17 protein-coding genes are annotated in these 20114 nt (G+C 66.1%); 8 read left to right on the forward strand and 9 right to left on the reverse strand.

Annotated elements, in window-relative coordinates:
* Positions 1-15 precede the first annotated feature (15 nt).
* Together ACQ4WO_RS08300 and ACQ4WO_RS08305 are read right to left on the reverse strand one after the other, a co-directional pair.
* Positions 16-1662: a DUF4394 domain-containing protein gene (locus tag ACQ4WO_RS08300; RefSeq protein ID WP_436480997.1), complete on the reverse strand. Its 1647-nt coding sequence runs from the start codon at positions 1660-1662 to the stop codon at positions 16-18.
* Positions 1663-1777: 115 nt separating this feature from the next.
* A complete protein-coding gene (locus tag ACQ4WO_RS08305) occupies positions 1778-2746 on the reverse strand; it encodes an IS1595 family transposase (protein ID WP_436480998.1) in 969 nt (322 codons plus the stop codon).
* Between the two features lie 179 nt (positions 2747-2925).
* Between ACQ4WO_RS08305 and ACQ4WO_RS08310 the strand changes: the two genes are divergently transcribed.
* Together ACQ4WO_RS08310 and ACQ4WO_RS08315 are read left to right on the forward strand one after the other, a co-directional pair.
* On the forward strand, positions 2926-3213 hold the full coding sequence (locus tag ACQ4WO_RS08310) for a 7(1) septoil knot domain-containing protein (RefSeq protein ID WP_436480999.1): 288 nt from the start codon (positions 2926-2928) through the stop codon (positions 3211-3213).
* A gap of 21 nt (positions 3214-3234) precedes the next feature.
* The gene (locus ACQ4WO_RS08315) at positions 3235-3804 is read left to right on the forward strand and encodes an Hcp family type VI secretion system effector (RefSeq protein WP_436481000.1); all 570 of its coding nucleotides are present in this window, start codon (positions 3235-3237) and stop codon (positions 3802-3804) included.
* A 12-nt stretch (positions 3805-3816) separates the two neighbouring features.
* On the opposite strand, the gene ACQ4WO_RS08320 is transcribed toward ACQ4WO_RS08315, so the two are convergent.
* Genes ACQ4WO_RS08320 through ACQ4WO_RS08330 form a run of 3 tightly spaced genes read right to left on the reverse strand, consistent with a single transcriptional unit; the run spans position 3817 to position 9526 of the window.
* Positions 3817-5190, reverse strand: a complete 1374-nt coding sequence (locus ACQ4WO_RS08320; RefSeq protein ID WP_436481001.1) for an efflux transporter outer membrane subunit — start codon at positions 5188-5190, stop codon at positions 3817-3819.
* Positions 5190-8336 (reverse strand): multidrug efflux RND transporter permease subunit, encoded by a 3147-nt coding sequence (locus ACQ4WO_RS08325; protein ID WP_436481002.1) that lies wholly within the window; start codon positions 8334-8336, stop codon positions 5190-5192. Before ACQ4WO_RS08325 ends, ACQ4WO_RS08320 begins: the two co-directional genes overlap by 1 nt.
* 26 nt (positions 8337-8362) lie before the next feature.
* Positions 8363-9526: an efflux RND transporter periplasmic adaptor subunit gene (locus ACQ4WO_RS08330; protein ID WP_436481003.1), complete on the reverse strand. Its 1164-nt coding sequence runs from the start codon at positions 9524-9526 to the stop codon at positions 8363-8365.
* A 133-nt stretch (positions 9527-9659) separates the two neighbouring features.
* On the opposite strand from ACQ4WO_RS08330, the gene ACQ4WO_RS08335 reads away from it, so the two are divergent.
* Both ACQ4WO_RS08335 and ACQ4WO_RS08340 read left to right on the forward strand, forming a co-directional pair.
* Positions 9660-10409 (forward strand): response regulator, encoded by a 750-nt coding sequence (locus tag ACQ4WO_RS08335; RefSeq protein ID WP_100427141.1) that lies wholly within the window; start codon positions 9660-9662, stop codon positions 10407-10409.
* Complete coding sequence (locus ACQ4WO_RS08340; protein ID WP_436481004.1) at positions 10409-11494, forward strand: ATP-binding protein; 1086 nt, start codon at positions 10409-10411, stop codon at positions 11492-11494. Before ACQ4WO_RS08335 ends, ACQ4WO_RS08340 begins: the two co-directional genes overlap by 1 nt.
* Here ACQ4WO_RS08340 and ACQ4WO_RS08345 read toward each other — a convergent pair whose 3' ends face one another.
* Entirely contained in the window at positions 11495-12379 is an 885-nt protein-coding gene (locus tag ACQ4WO_RS08345; protein WP_436481005.1) for a LysR family transcriptional regulator, read from the reverse strand.
* A gap of 102 nt (positions 12380-12481) precedes the next feature.
* Here ACQ4WO_RS08345 and ACQ4WO_RS08350 point away from each other — a divergent pair, with 102 nt between their 5' ends.
* Both ACQ4WO_RS08350 and ACQ4WO_RS08355 read left to right on the forward strand, forming a co-directional pair.
* Entirely contained in the window at positions 12482-13480 is a 999-nt protein-coding gene (locus ACQ4WO_RS08350; RefSeq protein ID WP_436481006.1) for an aldo/keto reductase, read from the forward strand.
* A gap of 120 nt (positions 13481-13600) precedes the next feature.
* On the forward strand, positions 13601-14239 hold the full coding sequence (locus ACQ4WO_RS08355) for an NAD(P)H-dependent oxidoreductase (protein WP_034754795.1): 639 nt from the start codon (positions 13601-13603) through the stop codon (positions 14237-14239).
* A gap of 55 nt (positions 14240-14294) precedes the next feature.
* Here the strand turns inward: ACQ4WO_RS08355 and ACQ4WO_RS08360 are convergent, their stop codons facing one another.
* Positions 14295-15605 carry an ATP-binding protein gene (locus ACQ4WO_RS08360; RefSeq protein WP_436481007.1) on the reverse strand — a complete coding sequence of 437 codons (1311 nt, stop codon included), beginning with the start codon at positions 15603-15605 and terminating at the stop codon, positions 14295-14297.
* Complete coding sequence (locus ACQ4WO_RS08365) at positions 15599-16264, reverse strand: response regulator transcription factor (RefSeq protein WP_436481008.1); 666 nt, start codon at positions 16262-16264, stop codon at positions 15599-15601. The genes ACQ4WO_RS08360 and ACQ4WO_RS08365 overlap by 7 nt, the downstream gene beginning before the upstream one ends.
* A gap of 186 nt (positions 16265-16450) precedes the next feature.
* Between ACQ4WO_RS08365 and ACQ4WO_RS08370 the strand changes: the two genes are divergently transcribed.
* Both ACQ4WO_RS08370 and ACQ4WO_RS08375 read left to right on the forward strand, forming a co-directional pair.
* Complete coding sequence (locus tag ACQ4WO_RS08370) at positions 16451-18316, forward strand: LodA/GoxA family CTQ-dependent oxidase (RefSeq protein WP_436481009.1); 1866 nt, start codon at positions 16451-16453, stop codon at positions 18314-18316.
* The gene (locus ACQ4WO_RS08375) at positions 18313-19419 is read left to right on the forward strand and encodes a tryptophan 7-halogenase (protein ID WP_436481010.1); all 1107 of its coding nucleotides are present in this window, start codon (positions 18313-18315) and stop codon (positions 19417-19419) included. Before ACQ4WO_RS08370 ends, ACQ4WO_RS08375 begins: the two co-directional genes overlap by 4 nt.
* Here ACQ4WO_RS08375 and ACQ4WO_RS08380 read toward each other — a convergent pair.
* A complete protein-coding gene (locus ACQ4WO_RS08380; protein WP_436481011.1) occupies positions 19416-20045 on the reverse strand; it encodes a hypothetical protein in 630 nt (209 codons plus the stop codon). The genes ACQ4WO_RS08375 and ACQ4WO_RS08380 overlap by 4 nt on opposite strands.
* Positions 20046-20114: the final 69 nt, after the last annotated feature.

The raw sequence follows: 20114 nt of genomic DNA on the forward strand, positions 1-20114 counted from the left end.
CTGCGGTGTACTTCCTTACTTCAGCGCGATGGCGATATCGACCAGCCCCACCGCCCCGTTGCCGATGGCGGAAGCGGCCGGCGTGGCCGCACCGCCGCTCAGCACGGCCGTACCCGTCGCCAGGTCGATGCGGTACAGCGAGCTCGGCCCCGTGGCCGACGTACGCAAGGCCGCCAGGGCCAGACCATTGGCGCCACCGGCGATATCGAAGCCCATGTCGCCCGCCACAGCCACGCCAAGCGCGCCGACATTCACCAAAGTGCCGTCGTTGGGGGGATTTTGCAGGGCGAGCGAGGCGCTGGCCGTGTCGATATCGAACAGCATGGTCGCCGTCGTGCCGGCAAAGCTGTTGGTATAGGCGGCGGCCGTCACGCTAGGCGCCGCGCCCGCGCGGTTGACGGTACCGTCGGTGGTGGTGGCGCCCGTGTCGACATTGATGCGCAGGCTTTGCCCAGCGTTGCCGATCACGCGCAGGCGGTCGGCAACGGGATTGAAATCGACGCCAAAGGCCGTGCCCGCGATGGCCGTGTACGGCGCGCTGACGTCCAAGGCATCGGCGGCCAGCGTCGCCTTGACGGTGGCCGCCCCCGTCGCCGGGTCGATGGTGACGATGCGCCCCGTCGACGATATCCCGTACAGCAAGCCATCCTTGGGACGGATGTCAAAGCCCAGCAGGCGCTCGCCCGCCGCCAGGCCCGTCACGGCCACGTTGGCATCGAGGGTGTTCGGCGTGGCCGTCTTGAAAGTAACGATGCGGGCGTCGTCCGTCAAGCCGTAGGCGACGGGCGCGACCGGCGCTTTCAGGGCGATGCCGCGCAATTCTTCCGTCACGCCGACGGCCGCCACCAGAGTCGCCGGCGCCGTGGCTGCGGCCAGGTTCAAGGTGTACAGGTTGCGCGCGCCGGCCACCGTCATGACGGCGTAGCCCGTATTCGTGCGCGCATCGATGTCGAAGCCGGCCACGCCGGTGGCCGCCACGCCCAGCGGCACGGCGCTGGCCAGGGTGCCGTTGTTGGGCGGATTTTGCGTGTACAGGGTGGCGTTGGCCGCGTCGATGACAAATAAAGTGGTGCTGGCCGTGCCGCCAAAGCTGTTCGTATAGGCGACCGCCGTGATGGTCGTATTCGCTGCGCCGCCGTTGATATTGCCATCTGTCGTGGTTGCGCCCGTATCGACGTTGATGCGCAAACTCTGTCCCGTGTTGCTGACGATGCGCAGGCGGTCGGCGACCGGATTGAAGTCGACGCCGAACTCCGTGCCGGCCAGCGCCATGTACGGGGCCGTCGCATCGGCCGCATCGGCCGCCAGGGTGGCTTTGACGGTGGCGGCGCCCGTCACGCCATTCAGGGTGTAGATGCGGCCCGTGCTGCCGACGCCATACAACTGGCCATCGGCGGGACGGAAATCGATGCCCAGCAGGTTTTCGCCGGCCTGCAAGCCCGTGACGATGGCCGTGGTGCGGATGGTGGCCGGCGTGGCGCGGTCGAATGACAGCAGCTTGTTGCTGGCGGTGAGCACGAAAACGTCGCCGGCCACCACCACGGGCGGCGGTGGCGTGACGACAACATCGTCGTGGTCGCTGCCGCCGCAAGCGGACAGGGTCATGACGACGGCGGAAACAAGCAGCAGCTTGGCGTATGGCAAGGTTGGCAGTGGTGACATGGTCGTGCTCCCGATAGAGTGAGTGGAGGTGCCGCTCATGCCGCCGTTGCGGCGAGCGCGCCCCTGTACTACGCGCCGTGCCCGCGTTTGGATGCAGTGATGCAAAAAAAATGGGCTATGTCACCATTAGATGTGGGAAGGCGCCCAGCGTTGCCTTCAATAACGTTTCAGGGGAGCGAATGCGCCTGGCGTCGAGTATCCAGCGCCATCCCAGGTAGTTTGGCAGGTAGCGCATCGCTACGCCGTGAAACGGCCCCAGCCATTGCCGCAAACGGCTGTGATAGGCGTTGACGTTCTGCATGTGGGCGGCGCCCTGCGCACGGATGCCGGCGCGCAAGTTGACGGCCTGGTGGCTGATCCCTGCTTCCCTGGCAAAAGCCCGGTAGGTGGCATGACCATCGGTGACCAGCAGCACATCCTTGTCGATGACGGGCAACAAACAGTGGTGCAACTGCGCCTTCGTCAACGCCCCTTTGCCCGTGACGAAATCGAGGGTCTGTCCCGTACGGTCGCGCGCCACCAGGATGCAGACCTGTTCGTTCGATATGCCGCGTTTATGGGCATGGCCGCCCCTGCGGCGGGGCGGACGCGTCATGTTTCTGGATCCCTTTTCCGATGCCAGCAGATATAACTCGTCTGCCTCGGCGATGCCGTGCAGGCCATGCGGCCGGTCCGTCTTTGCCAAGGACAAAAACCGGTGACGCCAGCGAAACGAGGTGTTACGGTGCACGCCCAGTTGGCGCGCGGCCTTGCGCACGGAATCCGATGCCAGCAGACAATCAGCGTAATCGAGCCACAAGGTCTTGTGGCGCAGGTGCGCCAGCGGCGTGCCCGTCAAGGCGTTGAAGGTGCGGCCGCAGGGCACGCAACGGTAGCGCTGCAGTCCGTGCGCATGACCATGCCGGTGCAGGTGCGCCGAGCCGCAAGCGGGACAGGCCAATCGCGGCTGCGCCACATTTTCCAGCAACGCGACGGTCGCGTCGTGTGGTGCGCTGCCACGCAGCAGGGCAATGCCTGCTTGCCGCTGGCGTCTGCTCAAGTGAGCAAACTGCGCAATCAAGGTGATCCATTCGGCTGACCGCATGATCTGCTCCCTGCGTGATTGATATGCAGAGTCAGACAGCACTGCCAAGGGAAAATTCCGGCATTCCCCTACTTGCCGATGACAGAGCCAAAAAATTTATTTCGGCGCAATTTATGCTTGTGTTTAGGCAACTTAATCGGTGTATAGTCGCAGGCACGATTGAAACTGGAGTCAGGAAAGTGGCACGCATCTATCAGACCAACAACATGGGCGAAGCCGACGTGCGGGTGGCCATCGTGCAGCGTGGCAATGCCGACTTGCTGGTGCACCGCGTGGCCAGCTGGGGCCTGGCGCATGGCGACGCACAGTGGTTCATCACCCGTGAGCGCAAGGATGCAACGGCCAGCGTGTATTTCACCTCGCAAGGCTTCGCGCAGCTGACCATCAGTTTTGTCGACCACGCCAGCGAAGCGGGTTGGACCCGGCCACATCGGCTCAAGGGCTGCCTGTCGCACGGCGGCAGCTGACATCAAGCGGAGGAGCTCGTCATGGATTTGATCTTGTTGGAACCCGGCAACGGGGAACTCGTGTTCGGCAAGACGCCGGACGGTGGCAACGGTGGCATCGACGCCATCTGGCGCGACGCCGCTGCGCTGCAGGGCACGGGCCAGTGCATCGAGCTGGTGTCATTACATCAAGGCATGAAGCAGCAGGTGACGACGGACGTCAGCAATTCGGCGCGCACGTCGGGACGGCCCGTGATCACGGAATTTACCTGCGTTAAATATGTCGACCGGACCTCGGTCAACTTGTACGACCTGTGCCTGCAAGCCAAGCCGCTGGGCACGGGCGCGGACCAGCCAACCAAGCTCTACATCGCCCGCAACTCGGGCGACAAGACGGCCAACATCATCACCATTTGGCTGCGCGACGCCATCATCAGCGAAATCCAGCTGCAAACCCATCCCGATGACATGCCGACCGAGCAGTTCAAGCTGAATTTCACGGAAATCCTCTGGAGCCACAGCGTGCAGCAGGCCGACGGCAAGCCCGGCCCCCAACACACGACAGGCTGGAGCCTGGCGCGCAACCGGCCCATCGGAGCTTTTACGGTCTAAGCATACAAGGCCCTACTCCTCCAGCCCTCCCCCCAGCGCCTTGTACAAGGCCACGGCCGACTTGAACTGGTCGCGCCGTGCGTCGAGCAAGGCTTGCTGGGCCGCATACGACTGGCGCTGCGCGTCGAGCAACTCCAGGCGGCTGTCCTGGCCCGCGTCGTAGCGCAGCTGCGACAGGCGCTGGCGCTGCTGCGCCGCCGCCGCCACGCGCTGCTGCGCATCGATTTGCTGCGCATACGTGGCGCTGCCGGCGAGGCCGTCGCGCACTTCACGAAACGCTACCTGGATCGCCTGTTCGTACTGCAGCACAGCCACGTCCTTGCGCAGGCGAGACAGCTGCAGTTCGGCGCGCAGCTGGCCGCCCTGGAACAGCGGTTGCGTCACTTGCGGCGCGAACGACCAGCTGCGCGCGCTGCCGCGGAACAGGTCACCGAGCTCCGGGCTGGCAAAACCCAGCGACGCCGTCAGGGACAGGCGCGGGAAGAAGGCGGCGCGGGCGGCGCCGATTTCCGCATTCGCCGCCACCAGCGCATATTCCGCCTGCAGGATGTCGGGACGGCGCGCCAGCAAGTCCGACGGCAGGCCGGGCGGCAGCTGCGTCAGCACGGGCTGGCCATCAAGGGCGCGGCCAGCCGGTAGATCGGCGGGCAGCGGCGCGCCGAGCAGCAATTCCAGGTTGTTGCGCGCCAGGGCACTGGCCCGTTCGCGCGCCAGCACGTCCGCTTCCGCCGTCGCGGCCTGCCCTTCCGCCTGCGCCACATCCAGGCCGCTACCCTGCTGCGCGCCGTGCAGGCGCTGCGTCAGGAGCAAGGCCCAGCGCCAGTCGAGCAGGGTTTGCCGCGCCAGCGCCAGCTGCTCTTCCGCCAGCCGCTGTTCCAGATAGGCATCGGCCACGGCGCCGATCAGGGCCATGTGCGCGGCGCGCTGGCCCTGCTGCGTGGCCAGATAGCGGGCAAACGCGGCGTCCGACAGGGAACGCAGGCGGCCGAACAGGTCGATCTCGAACGCGCTCATGGCAATGCCGGCCGTGAACTGGTTTTGCGTTACCGCATCGGCGCCGCGCTGGCGCACGCCGCCCGCATCGGCGCCGACGGCCGGATAGCGGCCCGCATCCTGGATCTGGTACTGGGCCCGCACGGCTTCCACGTTGAGGGCCGCCACGCGCAAATCGCGGTTGTTTTCCAGCGCAATGTCGACCAGGCGCTGCAGGCGCGCATCGAGCAGCATCTGGCGCCAGCCCAGGTCCGCTGAGGTGTCGCCCATGCCCGGTGCGGAGACCTCGGCATACGCTGCAGGGATCGGCGCCGCCGGCTTGACCAGCGGCGGCGTCAAGGAACACGCCGACAAGGCCAGCGCGGCCAGGGGCGTAATAAAGAATAAACGCATTACAACTCTCCTTCCACCGCCTTGACGGCGATGCGATGACTGCGTTTGTTGAAATAGCTGCTCATCTTGTCGACGGCGCCCAGCACCACGACAAAGAACACGGGCACGAAAAACACGGCCAGCACGGTAGCGGTGATCATGCCGCCGAATACGCCCGTGCCGATCGCATGCTGCGTCTCGGCGCTGGCGCCCGTGGCCAGCATCAGCGGCACCACGCCCAGCGCGAACGCCAGCGACGTCATCAAAATCGGGCGCAAGCGCAAGCGGGCCGCCTCCACCGTCGCTTCGACCAGCCCCTTGCCTTGCGCCTGCAGTTGGCGCGCATATTCGACGATCAAAATCGCATTCTTCGCCGACAGGCCGATGATCGTGATCATGCCCACCTTGAAGAACACATCGTTCGGCATGCCGCGCAACATCACGGCCAGCACGGCGCCCAGCAATCCCAAAGGCACGACCAGCATCACGGAGACGGGAATCGACCAGCTTTCATACAGCGCCGCCAGCACGAGGAAGACCACCAGCATCGACAGCGCCATCAGCATCGGTGCCTGCGAGGCCGATTCCTTCTCCTGCAGCGACTGGCCCGTCCACGCGAGCGCAAAGCCCGGTGGCAGCTGTTTCACGAGCCGTTCCATTTCCAGCATGGCGTCGCCGCTGGAGACGCCCGGCGCCGCGCTGCCCGAAATGCGCGCCGCAGGATAACCCTGGTAGCGCACCAGCTGCAGCGGCGACTCGCTCCATACGGGACGCACCAGTTCACCCAGGGCCACCATGCCGCCCGCGTTATTGCGGATGCGCAGGGCCAGCACGTCGTTCAACTGCATGCGCGACGGCGCATCGGCCTGGATGATCACCTGCTGCATGCGGCCGGCATTCGGGAAATCGTTGACATAGGTCGAACCCATGGCCGCCGTCAGCATGTCTGCAATCGCCGTAAACGACACACCCAGCGCTTCGGCCTTGGTGCGGTCGATATCGAGGCGCACGCTGGCGCCGGGCGGCAAGCCGTCCGGATACACGCCGGCCACCTTGCTGCTTTGCGCGGCCAGTCCCAGCAACCGGTTCTGCGCCGCCTGCATGGCCGCGATACCCTGGTTGGCGCGGTCTTGCAGGCGCAGGGAAAAGCCGGACGAATTACCCAGTTCATCGATGGCGGGCGGCATCAGGCTCATGATCACGCCCTCTTTCGCCTGCGACATGGCGGCCTGCGCCAGCGCCACTTCTTCCTGCGCCGTGGCGCCGTTGCGCTCTTTCCAGTCCTTCAGCATGGTGAACGCCAGGCCCGCATTCGGTCCCGCGCCGGAAAAGCTGAAGCCGAGAATAGACTGGTTCACTTCGATGCCTGGCCGCGTGGCCACGTGCCGCTCGTACAGTTTGACGACATCGAGCGTGCGCTCCATCGTCGCGTCGGACGGCAGCTGGATCGAGGTGATAAAGTATCCCTGGTCTTCTTCCGGCAAAAAGGCCGACGGCAGCTGCATGAAAGCGACGCCCAGCGCCGCGACGATGGCGCCATACAGCACCATCGAGCGGCCCGCGCGTTTCACCATCGCCACCACGCCTTTTTCATAGCGCGCCGTCATGCGCTCAAAACCGCGGTCGAACCACAGGAAGAAGCCCTTCTTGTCATGGTCGTGCGGGCCTATCGGTTTAAGCATGGTGGCGCACAGGGCCGGCGTCAGGGTCAAGGCCAGGAACGCCGAGAACAGGATGGACACGGCCATGGCCACGGTGAACTGGCGGTAGATCGCGCCCACGGAGCCGCTGGCCAGGGCCATCGGGATGAACACGGCCGTCAGCACCAGGGTGATGCCCACCACCGCCCCGGTGATTTCACGCATGGCCTTCGACGTCGCTTCCTTCGGCGACAAGCCTTCGGTGGCCATCAGGCGCTCGACGGCTTCCACCACGACGATGGCATCGTCGACGATGATGCCGATGGCCAGCACCATGCCGAACATGGTCAGCACGTTGACGGAGTAGCCGGCCATCAGCATGACCGTAAAGGTGCCCATCAGCGCGATCGGCGCGACAATGGCGGGAATCAGGGTGTAGCGTATCTTTTGCAGGAACAGATACATGACGAGGAAGACCAGCACCATCGCTTCCAGCAAGGTAACGACCACCTTTTCAATCGAGATCTTCACGAACGGCGCCGTATCGAACGGCACCGAATACTTGATCCCGGCAGGCATGGTGTGCGCCAGTTCGGCCATGCGCGCACGCACGGCGCTGGCCGTTTGCACGGCGTTGGCACCGGGCGACAGCATGATGGCGGCACCCGACGCGGCTTGCCCGTTTTCGCGGATGCTGAAGTTGAAGCTTTGCGCGCCCAGCGACACTTTCGCCACGTCGCCGATCGTCACTTTCGAGCCGTCCGCATTCGCGCGCAGGACGATGGCGGCAAATTCGGCAGGCGTTTGCAGCTGGCCCTGCACCGTCAGCGGAATGGTCACGCGCTGGCCGTGCACGGCGGGCGAATCGCCCAGGCGGCCCGGGGCGATCTGCGCATTTTGCTGCGCAATGGCGGCCGTCAGCTCGCCCATGGCGATGTTGTACGACACCAGCTTGGCAGGATCGACCCAGATGCGCATGGCCCGCTCGGAGCCGAACAGCTGCACCTTGCCCACGCCGGGAATGCGGCGCAGTTCTTCCGTCACGTTGCGCGCCAGATAGTCGCCCAGCGCCACTTCATCGTGCTGGCCATTATCGGAAATCAGGCTGACGATCATCAGGAAGCCGGACGACGCCGACTCCACCGTCAAGCCATTTTGCCGCACGGCTTGCGGCAGGCGCGGTTCGATGGCTTTCAGGCGGTTCTGCACGTCCACCTGCGCCATTTCCGGATTCGTACCGGGCTGGAAGGTGACGGTGATCGAGGCCGAACCCGACGTATCGGTGGACGACTCGAAATACAGCAGGTGCTTGACGCCCGACAGTTCGCGTTCGATCAGGCCCACCACGGAATCGTTCATGGTTTGCGGCGTGGCGCCGGGGTAGTTGGCGCTGATGCTGACGCTGGGCGGCGCCACCGAAGGGAAGCGCGCAATCGGCAATTGCGGTATGGCGATCAGTCCGAACAGGACGATGAAGACCGCCACCACCCACGCAAAAACGGGGCGGTTGATGAAAAATTGAGGCATGTCGTTAAACTTTCAATATGTACGAGTCAGCGCACGGCACTGACGACAGGTGCGGTGGCCACGGCGGCGGCGCGCTTCCATGGCTGCGGCGCGGCAGTGGCGCCCGGCTGCAAGCGTTCCTGGCCTTCGATGACGACGGTTTCGCCCGCTTTCAGGCCGCCGTTGACCACGTACTGGTGGTCGATCACGTCGCCCACGGCGATCGTTTTCAGGCTCGCTTTGTTCGTGCCGTCGAGGACCCAGGCCTGCGCCTGGCCGCCGCTGCTGCGCAAGACGGCTTGTTGCGGCAGCAGCACGCCGTTTGCCTGCACGGCGCGGGCGATGCGCGCGCGCACAAACATCCCCGGCAGCAGTTGGCGCTGCGGATTATCGACCAGCACGCGGACGACGGCGTCGCCCGTGCCCGCATCGACGCTGATGCCGGAGAACAGGATGCGCCCCGTGACGGGATGCGGCTGGCCATCGGCGCCTAAAATGGTCACGGGCACCTTGTCCGCGCCGCCGTTGCCCGAGGCTTGCAAGGCGGCCAGCGCGGCGGCCGGCTGGCGCACGTCGACGTACACTTTGTCGATCTGCTGGATGCGCGCCATCGGCGTCGCATCGGCCAGGCCCACGAGCGCGCCTTCCGTCACCAGTTCGGAGCCGATGCGCCCGGCAATCGGCGCCTCGATGCTGGCAAAGGCCAGGTCCAGGCGGCGGCGCGCCAGGGCGGCACGCGCCTGCGCCACGGTGGCCACGGCCTGCTCGCGTTGGGCCACGGCGTCGTCATACGCCTGGCGGCTGATGGCGTCCGCCTCGACCAGCGGTTTTAACCTGTCGGCCTGGCTGCTGGCGCGCTTCGCCGTGGCCACCGCATGCTGCAGGGCGGCGGCGGCCGAATCGACGTCCGCCTGGAATGGCGCTGGGTTCAGCTGAAACAGCTTCTGCCCCGCTTTCACTTCGGCGCCCTGCTCGAACTGGCGGCGCAGCACGATGCCGCCCACCTGCGGGCGGATATCGGCCGTGCGGAAGGCGGCCACCCTGCCCGGCAATTCATCGCTGAGGACGACGGGCGCCGCTTGCAGCTTGAGCACAGTGACGGCGGCGGGCGGCGCGGTATCTTCTTCCGGCGCGGGTTTGGAACAGGCGGCAAGGCTGAGCAGTGCCGCGGCGATCAACATGTTTTTCTTGGTGAGGTGGCTCGGATGCATGGTCTTTCTCTATGGCAGATCCCAACCGGCGGTCCGGTCGACAGATAACAAGAGCATAGAAGGCCAACATGGATGTTCCGTCAAAGAAATGTGGAGATTCGATGGAGACAGCGAAGAATGCTAGACTATTTGCATGAACTATCATCACAGCGCCAGCCAGCCCTCCTTCCTTGCCACCACGCCGCCTTCCGCCCTCGTCCTGATCGCTGAAGATGAACCGCAAATCGCCCGCATCCTCGCCGGTTACCTCGAGCGCGACGGCTACCGCACGGCCTTTGCGCACGATGGCCAGGAAGCGCTGAACCAGCACCTGGCGCTGGCGCCGGACCTCTTGCTGCTCGACGTGCAAATGCCCAGAGTAGACGGCTGGGGCGTGCTGGCGGAAGTGCGGCGGCGCGGCGAAACGCCCGTCATCATGCTGACGGCGCGCGACCAGGACGCGGATAAACTGGCCGCCCTGCGCGTGGGCGCCGACGACTACATCATCAAGCCATTCAATCCGGCCGAAGTGGTGGCGCGCGTGGCGGCCGTGCTGCGCCGCTCGCGCGTGCGCCACCACCCGGTGGGCGGCCAGCGCCTGCGCTGCGGCCCCATCGAAATCGACCAGGAAACGTATGTGGCCAGCGTGCTGCACGATGGCATGGCCGTGGCGCTCAGCCTGACGTTGACGGAATTTCGCCTGCTGGCGCACCTGGCGCGCACGCCGCGCCGCGTTTGCAGCCGCCTGGAATTGCTCGAGTCGTGCATGCCCGAAAGCAATTCGATGGAACGCACGGTGGACAGCCACGTCAGCAAGCTGCGCAAGAAACTCGAAGAAGCGGGCGTGATGAACATGCCGGCCAGCCTGCGCGGCGTGGGCTACCGTCTCGAAAGCGAGCTCTGATGCGCTTCACAGGCTTGAACCGGCAGATCATCCTGTCGATGTCCGTGCTGATGGTGTGCAGTATCCTGATCATCTGGATCGGCTCCTGGACCTTCTTCGCCATCGCCTTCAAGATCGATCCCGGCATGCTGTCCGAGCCGGACGACTGGTCGCCCAGCACCGTCGAGTGGCTGTGGATCTTCGCCATCACCATCTTCGGCCTGGGCCTGGCCGCGTTTTTCGCCATCAAGCTGGCTTCGCGCATACTGAAACCGATCAATTCCGTGATGGACAGCGTGCGCCGCGTGGCGCATGGCGACCTGTCCGCGCGCGCGTTTGCCGGCGACCGCAGCCTGGGCGAGACGGCCATGCTGGTCGACGATTTCAACAGCATGGCCGAGCGCCTGCAGCGGGGAGCGCAGGAAAGCGAAACGTGGAATGCGGCCATCGCGCACGAACTGCGCACGCCCGTGACCATCCTGCGCGGCACCTTGCAGGGCGTCGTCGATGGCGTCTTCAAGCCCGAGGAAGTGCCGTTTTCCAGCCTGCTGGCGCAAGTGGAAGACCTGGGGCGCCTGATCGAGGACTTGCGCACCCTGAGCCTGGCCGACAGCGGCCACATGCAGCTGCGCATGGCGTGGACGGACCTGACCCTGGAAATCGAGGAAGTGGGCCGGTTGCTGGCGCAGGAAATGGAAGCGGCCGGGTTTACCTTGCAGCTGCACCTGTCCGACCATCCCGTCTGCTGCGACGCGGCGCGCATCCGGCAAATCGTGCTGGCCCTGCTCGACAATGCGCGCCGCTATGCGCATCCGGGCCTGCTGCGCGTGCGCACCCGCGTGCTGGCCGGCCAGTACTACCTGAGCGTCGAGGACGCGGGCCCCGGCATTGCCGACGAACTGGCGCCGCACGTGTTCGAAGCGTTCCGCCGCGGCGACAGCACCAGGGTCGACCTGAACGCGGGCAGCGGCCTGGGCCTGGCCGTGGTCGAAGCCATCGCACGCGCCCACGGCGGCAGCGCCGTCTGCACGCGTGGCAAGGCGGGCGGCAGCCTGTTTACGATCAAGTGGCCGGTCGAGCATGCCGCGCCGCCGCCCGCCGGCTGACTACGCCGGCGCGCGCAGCATGTCGACAAAGGCGCGCAGGACGGCCGGCATCTGGCGCCGGCTCGGGTAGTACAGGAAGTAACGGGGCGGCGGCGGCAGGCAACTCTCCAGCACGCACGCCAGGCGGCCCGCCGCGATATCGGCGCGCGCATCGGCTTCGTACACATACGCCAGTCCCGCGCCATCGCGGGCCGCGCGCAGCATCAATTCATCGTCGTCGAACACGAGCGGGCCGCCGACGGCGATGCTGAAGCCCTCGCCTGCCTGCTCGAACTCCCACGCATACTGGCGCCCGCTGGGAAAACGCCGGCCTATGCAGGCGTGGGTCAGCAGCGCGCGCGGCGTGCTTGGCGCGCCATGCGCGGCAAGGTAGGCGGGCGACGCCACCACCACGAACGGCTGCGGCGCGCCGACAGGCACGGCGATCATGTCGGCCGCCACCTGCTCGCCGAAGCGGATGCCCGCGTCAAAACCATCGCGCACGATATCGATCATGCCGTCATCGGTGATCACTTCTACCTGTACGCGCGGATAACGGGCGACAAAACTGGCCAGCATGGGCGCAAGCAGCAGCCGGGCGGCGGGACGGGGCACGTTCAGGCGCAGCTTGCCTGCGGGCACATCCTGCAAGGTGCTCAGGTCCAGCAAGGCATCATCGATTTCACGCATGGCCGGCGCCAGCCGCGCCAGCAGCAGCTGCCCCGCCTCCGTCGGCGTGACGCTGCGCGTGGTGCGGTTCAGCAGGCGCACGCCCAGGCGCTCTTCCAGCGCGCGCAACGCGTGGCTGAGGGCGGAGGCGGATACGCCCCGTTCCAGGGCCGCCTTGCGGAAGCTGCGCAGGCGGGCGACGGCGGCAAAAGCCGTCAATTCGTTGAGGTCAGCCATTATTCATGAGTTTCATTCAGCAATACATGCAGGATAAGCCATCTTATCGCATGCAGTTCCTTCGCCCATACTCCCAGCATCTTTTTTTGAAAAGGAATGACAATGGAACACAGAACACTGGGCAACTCCGGCTTGCGCGTCGCCCCCATCGGCCTGGGCTGCATGGGCATGAGCTTTGCCTACGGCGGCGCGGACGAGGCCACCTCGCTGCGCGTGCTGCACCGCGCCGTGGAACTGGGCGTGACCCTGATCGATACGGCGGAAGTCTACGGCCCCTACGCCAACGAGGACTTAGTAGGCCGCGCCCTGAAGGAACTGCGCGGCAAGGTCCACATCGCCACCAAGTTCGGCTTCAAGATATTGCCCCACGGCCAAGGCGTGGAACGCATGGCGGGCGTCGACAGCCGCCCCGAGCACATCGTCCGGGCTGTGGAAGCGTCGCTGTCCAGGCTCGGCATCGAGTGCATCGACTTGCTGTACCAGCACCGCGTGGACCCCGCCGTGCCCATCGAAGACGTGGTCGGCGCCATGGCCGGTCTGGTGCGGGCGGGCAAGGTACGCCACCTGGGCCTGTCGGAAGTGTCGGCCGCCACCTTGCGCCGCGCCCACGCCGTGCATGCGATTGCCGCCGTGCAGTCCGAATACTCGCTGTGGAGCCGCGACGTGGAAGCCGAGGTGCTACCCGCCTGCCGGGAACTGGGCATCGGCTTCGTGCCCTACAGCCCGCTGGGCCGGGGCTTCCTGACGGGCCAGCTGAACTCCAGCGCCACGCTGGCGCCAGACGACTACCGCCACAGCCTGCCCCGCTTCCAGCCGCCCGCGATGGCGGCCAACGGGCATCTCGTTGCCGAACTGCAGCGTCTGGCGGCCGCGCGCGGCGCCACGGCGGCGCAACTGGCGCTGGCCTGGCTGCTGGCGCAAGGTACCGACATCGTGCCGATACCGGGCGCCCGCAGCCTGGCGCATCTGGAAGAGAATGTGGCCGCCGCGCAAATCAAACTGAGCGACACCGAGCTGGCCGCCATCGGCGCGGCCATCGCACCCGCCGCCGTCCAGGGCGCGCGCTACCCGGCGGTGGAGCTTGCCATGGTTGGCCTGTAGACAACCATGCTGGTGTGCGCTAACTTGAGTGCGACAAGCAATTCTTTGCCCCTTTGCACTTGAAATGCCTGAATCCGCTATCATTTCCAATCTGAACTATTCATTATGAAAGGGATTTACATGTCCGATTTGCTCGAAACACTGCAATGGCGTTACGCCACCAAGAAAATGGACCCGACGAAAACGGTGCCGCAAGACAAGGTCGAGCGCATTCTGGAAGCCGTGCGCCTGACGGCCAGCTCCAGCGGACTGCATCCTTACGAAGTCTTCGTCGTGACGAATCCGGCCCTGCGCGAGCAGATCAAGCCGCATGCGTGGAACCAGTCGCAAGTGACGGACGCCTCGCATCTGCTGGTGTTTGCCGCCTGGGACAATTACACGGTCGAGCGCATCAACAAGATGTTTGACCTGGTCAACACCGTGCGCGGCTTCAAGAATGAAGGCTGGGAAGCGTACCGCCAGCAAATCCTCGCCACGTATCCGCAGCGCGATGCCGAGACCAACTACCAGCACGCGGCGCGCCAGGCCTACATCGGCGTGGGCACGGCCCTGATCGCCGCGGCGCAGGAAAAAGTCGATTCGACGCCGATGGAAGGTTTTGATCCGGCCAAGGTCGACGAGATCCTGGGCTTGCGCGAAAAAGGCCTGCGTTCCGTCGTCATGCTGCCGCTGGGCTACCGCGCCGGCGAAGGCGACTGGCTGGTGGACCTGAAAAAAGTGCGCCCTGCACGCGAGCAATTCATCACCGAGCTGGCGTAAGCGCCTCGAGCGTGAATGAAAAGCGGATGCCGGCGACGGCATCCGCTTTTTTTTGTCAGGCTGGCTGCGGAAAACGCACCGTCACCTGCAGTCCCCGTCCCGCCTCGCCTTCGGCCAGCGCGATGTCGGCCTGGTGGTGCTCGGCGATGTGGCGCACGATGGACAGGCCCAGGCCGCAGCCCCAGGCGTCGTTGCCGTCGGGCCGGAAGAAGCGGTCGAACAGGCGCGCATGGTGCTGCCGCGGCACGCCGGGGCCGTTGTCGGACACGCGCAGCAGGGGCCTGCCCTCTTCCAGCGCAGCCTGCAAATCGACCCTGCCGCCCTGCTGCGTGTAACGCAAGGCGTTGTCGATCAGGTTATTCAGCAACACCTGCAAGCCATCGGGATCGGCTTGCACCAGCACTCTGGCCGGCGGGGCTTCCACCACGCCCAGGTCGATGTCGCGGCTATCGGCCAGCGCGCTGTGGTCGGCCACGGCCGCTTCCAGCAATTGTCCCAGATCCACTGTGTGCAGCTGGCTGGCCGTGAGCGCCGTTTCATGGCGCGCCAGGCTGAGCAGTTGCCGCACGAGGTGCGTGCTGCGGTCCAGCCGTTCGTGCAGGCGCGCCAGCGCCACGCGGCGTTCTTCCTCGCTGCCGGCCCGCTCGGCCACCTGCAGCTGCAGTTTCAGCGCCGTCAGCGGCGAGCGCAATTCATGCGCGGCATCGGCAACAAACGTACGCTGCGCCGTCAGCGCCGTCTCGAACTGTCCCATCAAACTATTCAACGCCAGCGCCACGGGCCGCAGTTCGGGCGGCATGTCGTCGGCCGCCAGCGGCGTCAAGGCGTCCGGCGAGCGGCCCGCCACGGATTCGGCCAGCCGGTGCAGCGGCGCCAGCGCGCGCCCCACGACGACGACGATCAGCAGCGCCAGGATCAGCGCGAACACCAGCAGCGGTGCGCCGGCCCGCATGGTCATCTGCCAGGCCAGCTGGTCGCGCACGGCCTGCGCCTGCGCCACCTGCACGTAGCGGCCGCGCCGCGTCTCGCCGTACAGGCGCCAGTCCTCGCCGTGCAGCACGACATCGGCAAAACCGGCCAGCGCATAGCGCGGCAATGCCGGCTGGCCCTGCAGGACGGGCAATGGCTGGCCGTCCTCGTCCCACGCCTGCAGCACGAACGCTTCTTCCGGATCCTGCGCGGCGACCAGGCCCGCCTGCGGCTCGAACTCGTCGGGCAAGGCCACGGCCAGCTGGCGCAATTGCAAGTCGGCCAGTTCATTGGTTTCTTCCAGCAGCGAGCGGAACAAGGAAATGCCGGCGCCGAGCACGCACAGCAAGGTGGCGGCCAGCAAACCGAGCAGCAACTGGCGGCGGATGGTCAGCATGCCGCCACCCGCATCTTGTAGCCCACGCCGCGCACGGTCTGGATGCAGTCCGCGCCGAATTTCTTGCGCAGCTGGTACACGTACACGTCGACGGTATTGCTTTCCACTTCACAATCCCAGCCGTACAGCTTTTCGCTCAGCTGGCGCTTCGACACCACCTTGCCCGGATGGTCGAGCAAGGCGCGCAGCACGGAAAACTCGCGCGGCGGCAATTTGATCAGTTCCCCCTCGAACGTGACGTCGTGGCTGGCCAGGTCGAGGATCAGCGCGCCATGCTCGATGACGGAGCGCGAACGGCTGACCCGGCGCCGCAGCAGCGCGCGGATGCGCGCCAGCAGCTCGTCGAGATCGAAGGGCTTGACCAGGTAATCGTCGGCGCCGCTGTCGAGCCCGTCGACGCGTGCCGGCGTGCCGTCGCGCGCCGTGATGATCAGCACGGGCAACTCGGCGCCCCGCGCACGCATGGCGCGCAGCACGTCCATGCCCTGCTTGCCGGGCAAGCCCAGGTCCAGCAGCATCAAATCGTAGGCGAAACCGGCCAGCGCCAGCTCCGCATCGTGGCCGTCGCGCACCCAGTCCACGGCATAGCACTCGCCGCGCAAGCCCTCGACCAGGCTTTCCCCGATCATCGGATCGTCTTCCACCAGCAACACGCGCACCTGGACCTCTCGCAGTCTTGAAAATACCGCTATCTTAACGCGGCTGGAAAAAGCGGGCCTGGCCGCCGCGGCAGCATGTGTCCGGCGCCCCTCGCACGAATTCACTATGCGGTGACTATGTGCGCATTTGGCGCGTTTTTTATGCGGTATATTTTCCTTCCCTCCACGCATCTGGAAAGGCACGCCATGTCCAGTTCCACCCAAGATACCGTCATCGTCAAGGCGGCGATTTATCCGCCCATCGGCATTGCCCGCGTGGGCAACAGCCCCAGCGAATACTTTCTGGGACCGGAAGTGCCGGAACCGGCGGCGCGCCCGGCCGGATACTACCGCGATGCGTCCGGGGCCATCAAGCGCCAGGCGGCGCTCTTTCGCATCTACGGCCTGAATGCCGCCGGCGTGGCGGTGGCCGAATTGAACGCAAGCAATGCCGACATCGAATGGGCCGTCACCCTGGCCAACACCAAGGCGGCGTGGTACCAGTTCCAGATCGCGCTCGATATTCCCGAGGCGCACATCACCCAGCCCTCGTTCCTGCGCAACATGGCCGTCACCGACCGCGCGCAATTGTCCATCACGCCGGGCGAGCGCAAGATCAGCGGCAGCGAACAGCCGGCCGTCGCCTTCGACAGCGGCAGCTTCCTGGGCACGCCCGTCTACCTGGGCGAATTGCGCACGGACGCCATGGGGCGGCTGATCGTGCTGGGCGGCCATGGCAAGTCGGCCTCGTGGAATGGCGCGCGCGCCATCACCTTTGCCAACAACGAAGGCTGGCATGACGACACGGCCGACGGCCCCGTCTGCGCCACCGTCCACTACCAGGGCCAGGCTTTGCCCGTCGACATGGCCTGGGTGGTCGTCGCGCCGCCCGATTACGCGCCGCAGCAAAAGTCCGTGCGCACGATGTGGGACTTGATGCGCGACTTGTTTGTTTCCGAAGGCAAAATTGCCGCACCTGCCGTTCCCTCGTTCCAGGACGATATCCGTCCCATTTTCGAGCGCCTGTCCAACCTGCAATGGGTCAACGCGGGCTTCGCAGCCGCCTTCGGCTGGGACGGCAGCACGCCGTTCAGCCGCGACGAGTGGATGGCGCGCCTGGCCAGCCCGTCCGAAAACCGCAGGGAGTGGCGCAACGTCATCTATAACCAGTTCCGCCAGTTCGAGCGCGACGCCTGGGCGCCATCGCCGTGGCCGTGGCTGTATGGCGATGCGATGGCCATCCCGCCGGCAGACACGCCGCGCCAGAACTGCGCGCTGAGCAATCTGCAATTGCGCTTCCTGAAGCAATGGGCGGCCGGCGAATTCACGCCCGACTACGCGCCCGGCAAGACGCCGCCGCAAAGCCTGGCCGACGTGGACGTGGCGCAGCAACCGGACACCCTGCTGCGCGCGGCCATGGAATTCTGCCTGGCCGACGCCTTCCACCCCGGCTGCGAAATGACCTGGCCCATGCGCCAGGCCAGCATGTACAGCGCGCCGTTCCGCCTGGCGCACCGGCCGCCGGGCTGGGTCGAGCCCGACTACGGCGCTGTCCTGACGCCGGACAATATCGGCAGCCCCTGCTCGGCGCAGATCGCGGGCGGCGTGACGCGCTGGATGGCCGTGCCATGGCAGACGGACACGGCCAGCTGCCGCTCCGGCTACCAGTCCGACTACGATCCCTATGTGCCCACGTTCTGGCCCGCGCGCGTGCCGAACCAGGTAATGAGCAAGCTGGCCTACGACACGGTGATGAACCGCGAAGTACCCGTCGACGACCGCCTGGCCGCCTTCGCCCGGCGCGCCGCGTGGATACGTCCGCTGGGCAACATCAGCTATGAAGAGCAGATCAACAACATGATCGCCGACCTGGCGCAAGTGGGCGTGGTCGAGGTGCGCCCCGGCCCTGCGGACGCGACCGGCTTCCCCGCTTTCCTGCAGGTGGAAAACCTGCCGCAGCCGGTAGCCGGCAAGCACCAGCTGCGCGCGGCGGCGGCCATACCGGACGAGTTCGTCGACGTCGACCTGGAAGACACGGAAAAAGCGCGCCATCTGCAGCGGCACCGCTTGTGACCTTGCTGCAGGCCGACGTGCTCATCGTCGGCGCCGGTCCGGCCGGCGCCACGGCCGCCCTGAACCTGGCGGGGCGGCACCGGGTGTTGCTGGTCGACCGGTTGGCCGCACCGCTGGCGCGCATCGGCGAATCGTTGTCGCCGGCCGCCGCGCGCCTGCTGCAGGACATGGGCTTGCTTGACGCCTTCCTGCGGCAGGACCATGCGCCCTACCACGGCAACCGCGCCTGGTGGAACGGCTCGTGGACGGAACACCATTTCCTCAGCGATCCCGATGGCCACGGCTGGCACCTGGCACGCGGCACCTTCGACCTGTGGCTGCGCGACGAAGCGCGCCGGCGCGGCGCCGCCGTGCTGGCCTCGGCCACAGTCGCGGGCATCACGCCGGAAAATGGCGTCTGGCGAGTACGGCTGCAAACGCAGCATGGCCCCTGCGACGCGGCCGCGCGCATCGTCATCGACGCCACGGGACGCAGCGCGCGGCTCGCCCGCAAAGTCGGGGCGCGGCGCCAGCGCGGCGACCGGCTGGTTTCAGTATGGCAATACGGACACGACCGCACGCCTTCCGCGCGGGGCTTTGCCCACATCGAAGCTTGCGAATACGGCTGGTGGTACAGCGCGCCCCTGCCCGGCCAGCGCCGCGTGCTGGCCCTGCATACGGATGCGGACTTGCTCGCCAGCGCCGCCTTGCGCGACGCCGGCTGGCTGGAAACGGCGGCGCGCCAGCTGCCCGCCACACGAGAGCTGCTGGAGCAGCAAGGCTATGCGGCCGATACGCTCGCCATGGCGACGCCCGCGCATACGGCCAGCCTGGACGCCGGCGCCGGCCCAGGCTGGTTCGCCGTCGGCGACGCGGCCCTGAGCTTCGACCCGCTGTCGTCGCAAGGCATCTTCAACGCCCTGTACACGGGCCTCGCCGCGGCCGAGGCAGGCGACCGCACGCTGCAGGGCGAACTGCAAGCCTGCCGGCACTACAATGGGGAACTGGCGGCCATCGGCGCGGCGTACGAACGCCACCTGGCATATTGCTACGGCCAGGAAACGCGCTGGCCGTCGGCGCCGTTCTGGAGCCGGCGCCGGCCGGTGCAGGTCGGCGCGCGCTAGCTGGCGCTGAAGTCGAAACTCCACAGGCCCTGCTGGCGGCTCACGGTGACGTCCACCTTGGTGGCCGTGATCGGCCGCGCATACTGCGTCATGTCTGGAAAGCTCTCCAGGCTGTAGGTCTGTCCCGCCATCGGCGGCGTGGCCACCATGAAGTAGAAGCTGGGCTGGTATTCGAAACTCACCGTCATGTTGGCATCGATATTGGGCATGCTCACGACGGGCCGCTCGTTGACATACCAGTTGCAGCTGAATTCGATGAACGGGTTGGTCTGGTTGATGACGCCACATTGCGCCGGCGTCAGCTTGGCTTGCGCCAACGACATGGGCGCCGGCTGCAGCAGCGGCGACAAGCCATGCGGGCTGATGGCCGACAGCAGCTGGCCTGGCGCGATGCCCTGGCGGCCAGACAGTATCCTGTTCCTGTTGATGCCGAAACTGCTCACATCGGTCGAGATCCGGTCTTCGTAATCGAACGATTCGGTGGCGCCGGCCGAGCCGGTCAACACCTGCCATGCGTGGATCTGGCAATGGCCCTGCGGCTGGTGTGGCTTCAGAAAGACCAGCACGGATCTGCCTTGCAGCTCGTCCGTTTCCACCTTGTAGCGGACGTTGAATTGGGTTGCCATCACTTGCTCCTTGCAGGGAATTTGCACGCACTCAGGAAAGACAGCGCCGAAAGCCGAGTCCATGATTGC

It is taken from the genome of Janthinobacterium aestuarii, from assembly GCF_051380835.1.
Lineage (GTDB): Bacteria > Pseudomonadota > Gammaproteobacteria > Burkholderiales > Burkholderiaceae_D > Janthinobacterium > Janthinobacterium aestuarii.

What these genes read in the sequence shown, in the direction of transcription:
- ACQ4WO_RS08300 (WP_436480997.1), bottom strand. Translation starts at nt 1,662, where the DNA reads ATGTCACCACTGCCAACCTTGCCATACGCCAAGCTGCTGCTTGTTTCC.
- ACQ4WO_RS08305 (WP_436480998.1), bottom strand. Translation starts at nt 2,746, where the DNA reads ATGCGGTCAGCCGAATGGATCACCTTGATTGCGCAGTTTGCTCACTTG.
- ACQ4WO_RS08315 (WP_436481000.1), top strand. Translation starts at nt 3,235, where the DNA reads ATGGATTTGATCTTGTTGGAACCCGGCAACGGGGAACTCGTGTTCGGC.
- ACQ4WO_RS08320 (WP_436481001.1), bottom strand. Translation starts at nt 5,190, where the DNA reads ATGCGTTTATTCTTTATTACGCCCCTGGCCGCGCTGGCCTTGTCGGCG.
- ACQ4WO_RS08325 (WP_436481002.1), bottom strand. Translation starts at nt 8,336, where the DNA reads ATGCCTCAATTTTTCATCAACCGCCCCGTTTTTGCGTGGGTGGTGGCG.
- ACQ4WO_RS08330 (WP_436481003.1), bottom strand. Translation starts at nt 9,526, where the DNA reads ATGCATCCGAGCCACCTCACCAAGAAAAACATGTTGATCGCCGCGGCA.
- ACQ4WO_RS08335 (WP_100427141.1), top strand. Translation starts at nt 9,660, where the DNA reads ATGAACTATCATCACAGCGCCAGCCAGCCCTCCTTCCTTGCCACCACG.
- ACQ4WO_RS08340 (WP_436481004.1), top strand. Translation starts at nt 10,409, where the DNA reads ATGCGCTTCACAGGCTTGAACCGGCAGATCATCCTGTCGATGTCCGTG.
- ACQ4WO_RS08345 (WP_436481005.1), bottom strand. Translation starts at nt 12,379, where the DNA reads ATGGCTGACCTCAACGAATTGACGGCTTTTGCCGCCGTCGCCCGCCTG.
- ACQ4WO_RS08350 (WP_436481006.1), top strand. Translation starts at nt 12,482, where the DNA reads ATGGAACACAGAACACTGGGCAACTCCGGCTTGCGCGTCGCCCCCATC.
- ACQ4WO_RS08355 (WP_034754795.1), top strand. Translation starts at nt 13,601, where the DNA reads ATGTCCGATTTGCTCGAAACACTGCAATGGCGTTACGCCACCAAGAAA.
- ACQ4WO_RS08360 (WP_436481007.1), bottom strand. Translation starts at nt 15,605, where the DNA reads ATGCTGACCATCCGCCGCCAGTTGCTGCTCGGTTTGCTGGCCGCCACC.
- ACQ4WO_RS08370 (WP_436481009.1), top strand. Translation starts at nt 16,451, where the DNA reads ATGTCCAGTTCCACCCAAGATACCGTCATCGTCAAGGCGGCGATTTAT.
- ACQ4WO_RS08380 (WP_436481011.1), bottom strand. Translation starts at nt 20,045, where the DNA reads ATGGCAACCCAATTCAACGTCCGCTACAAGGTGGAAACGGACGAGCTG.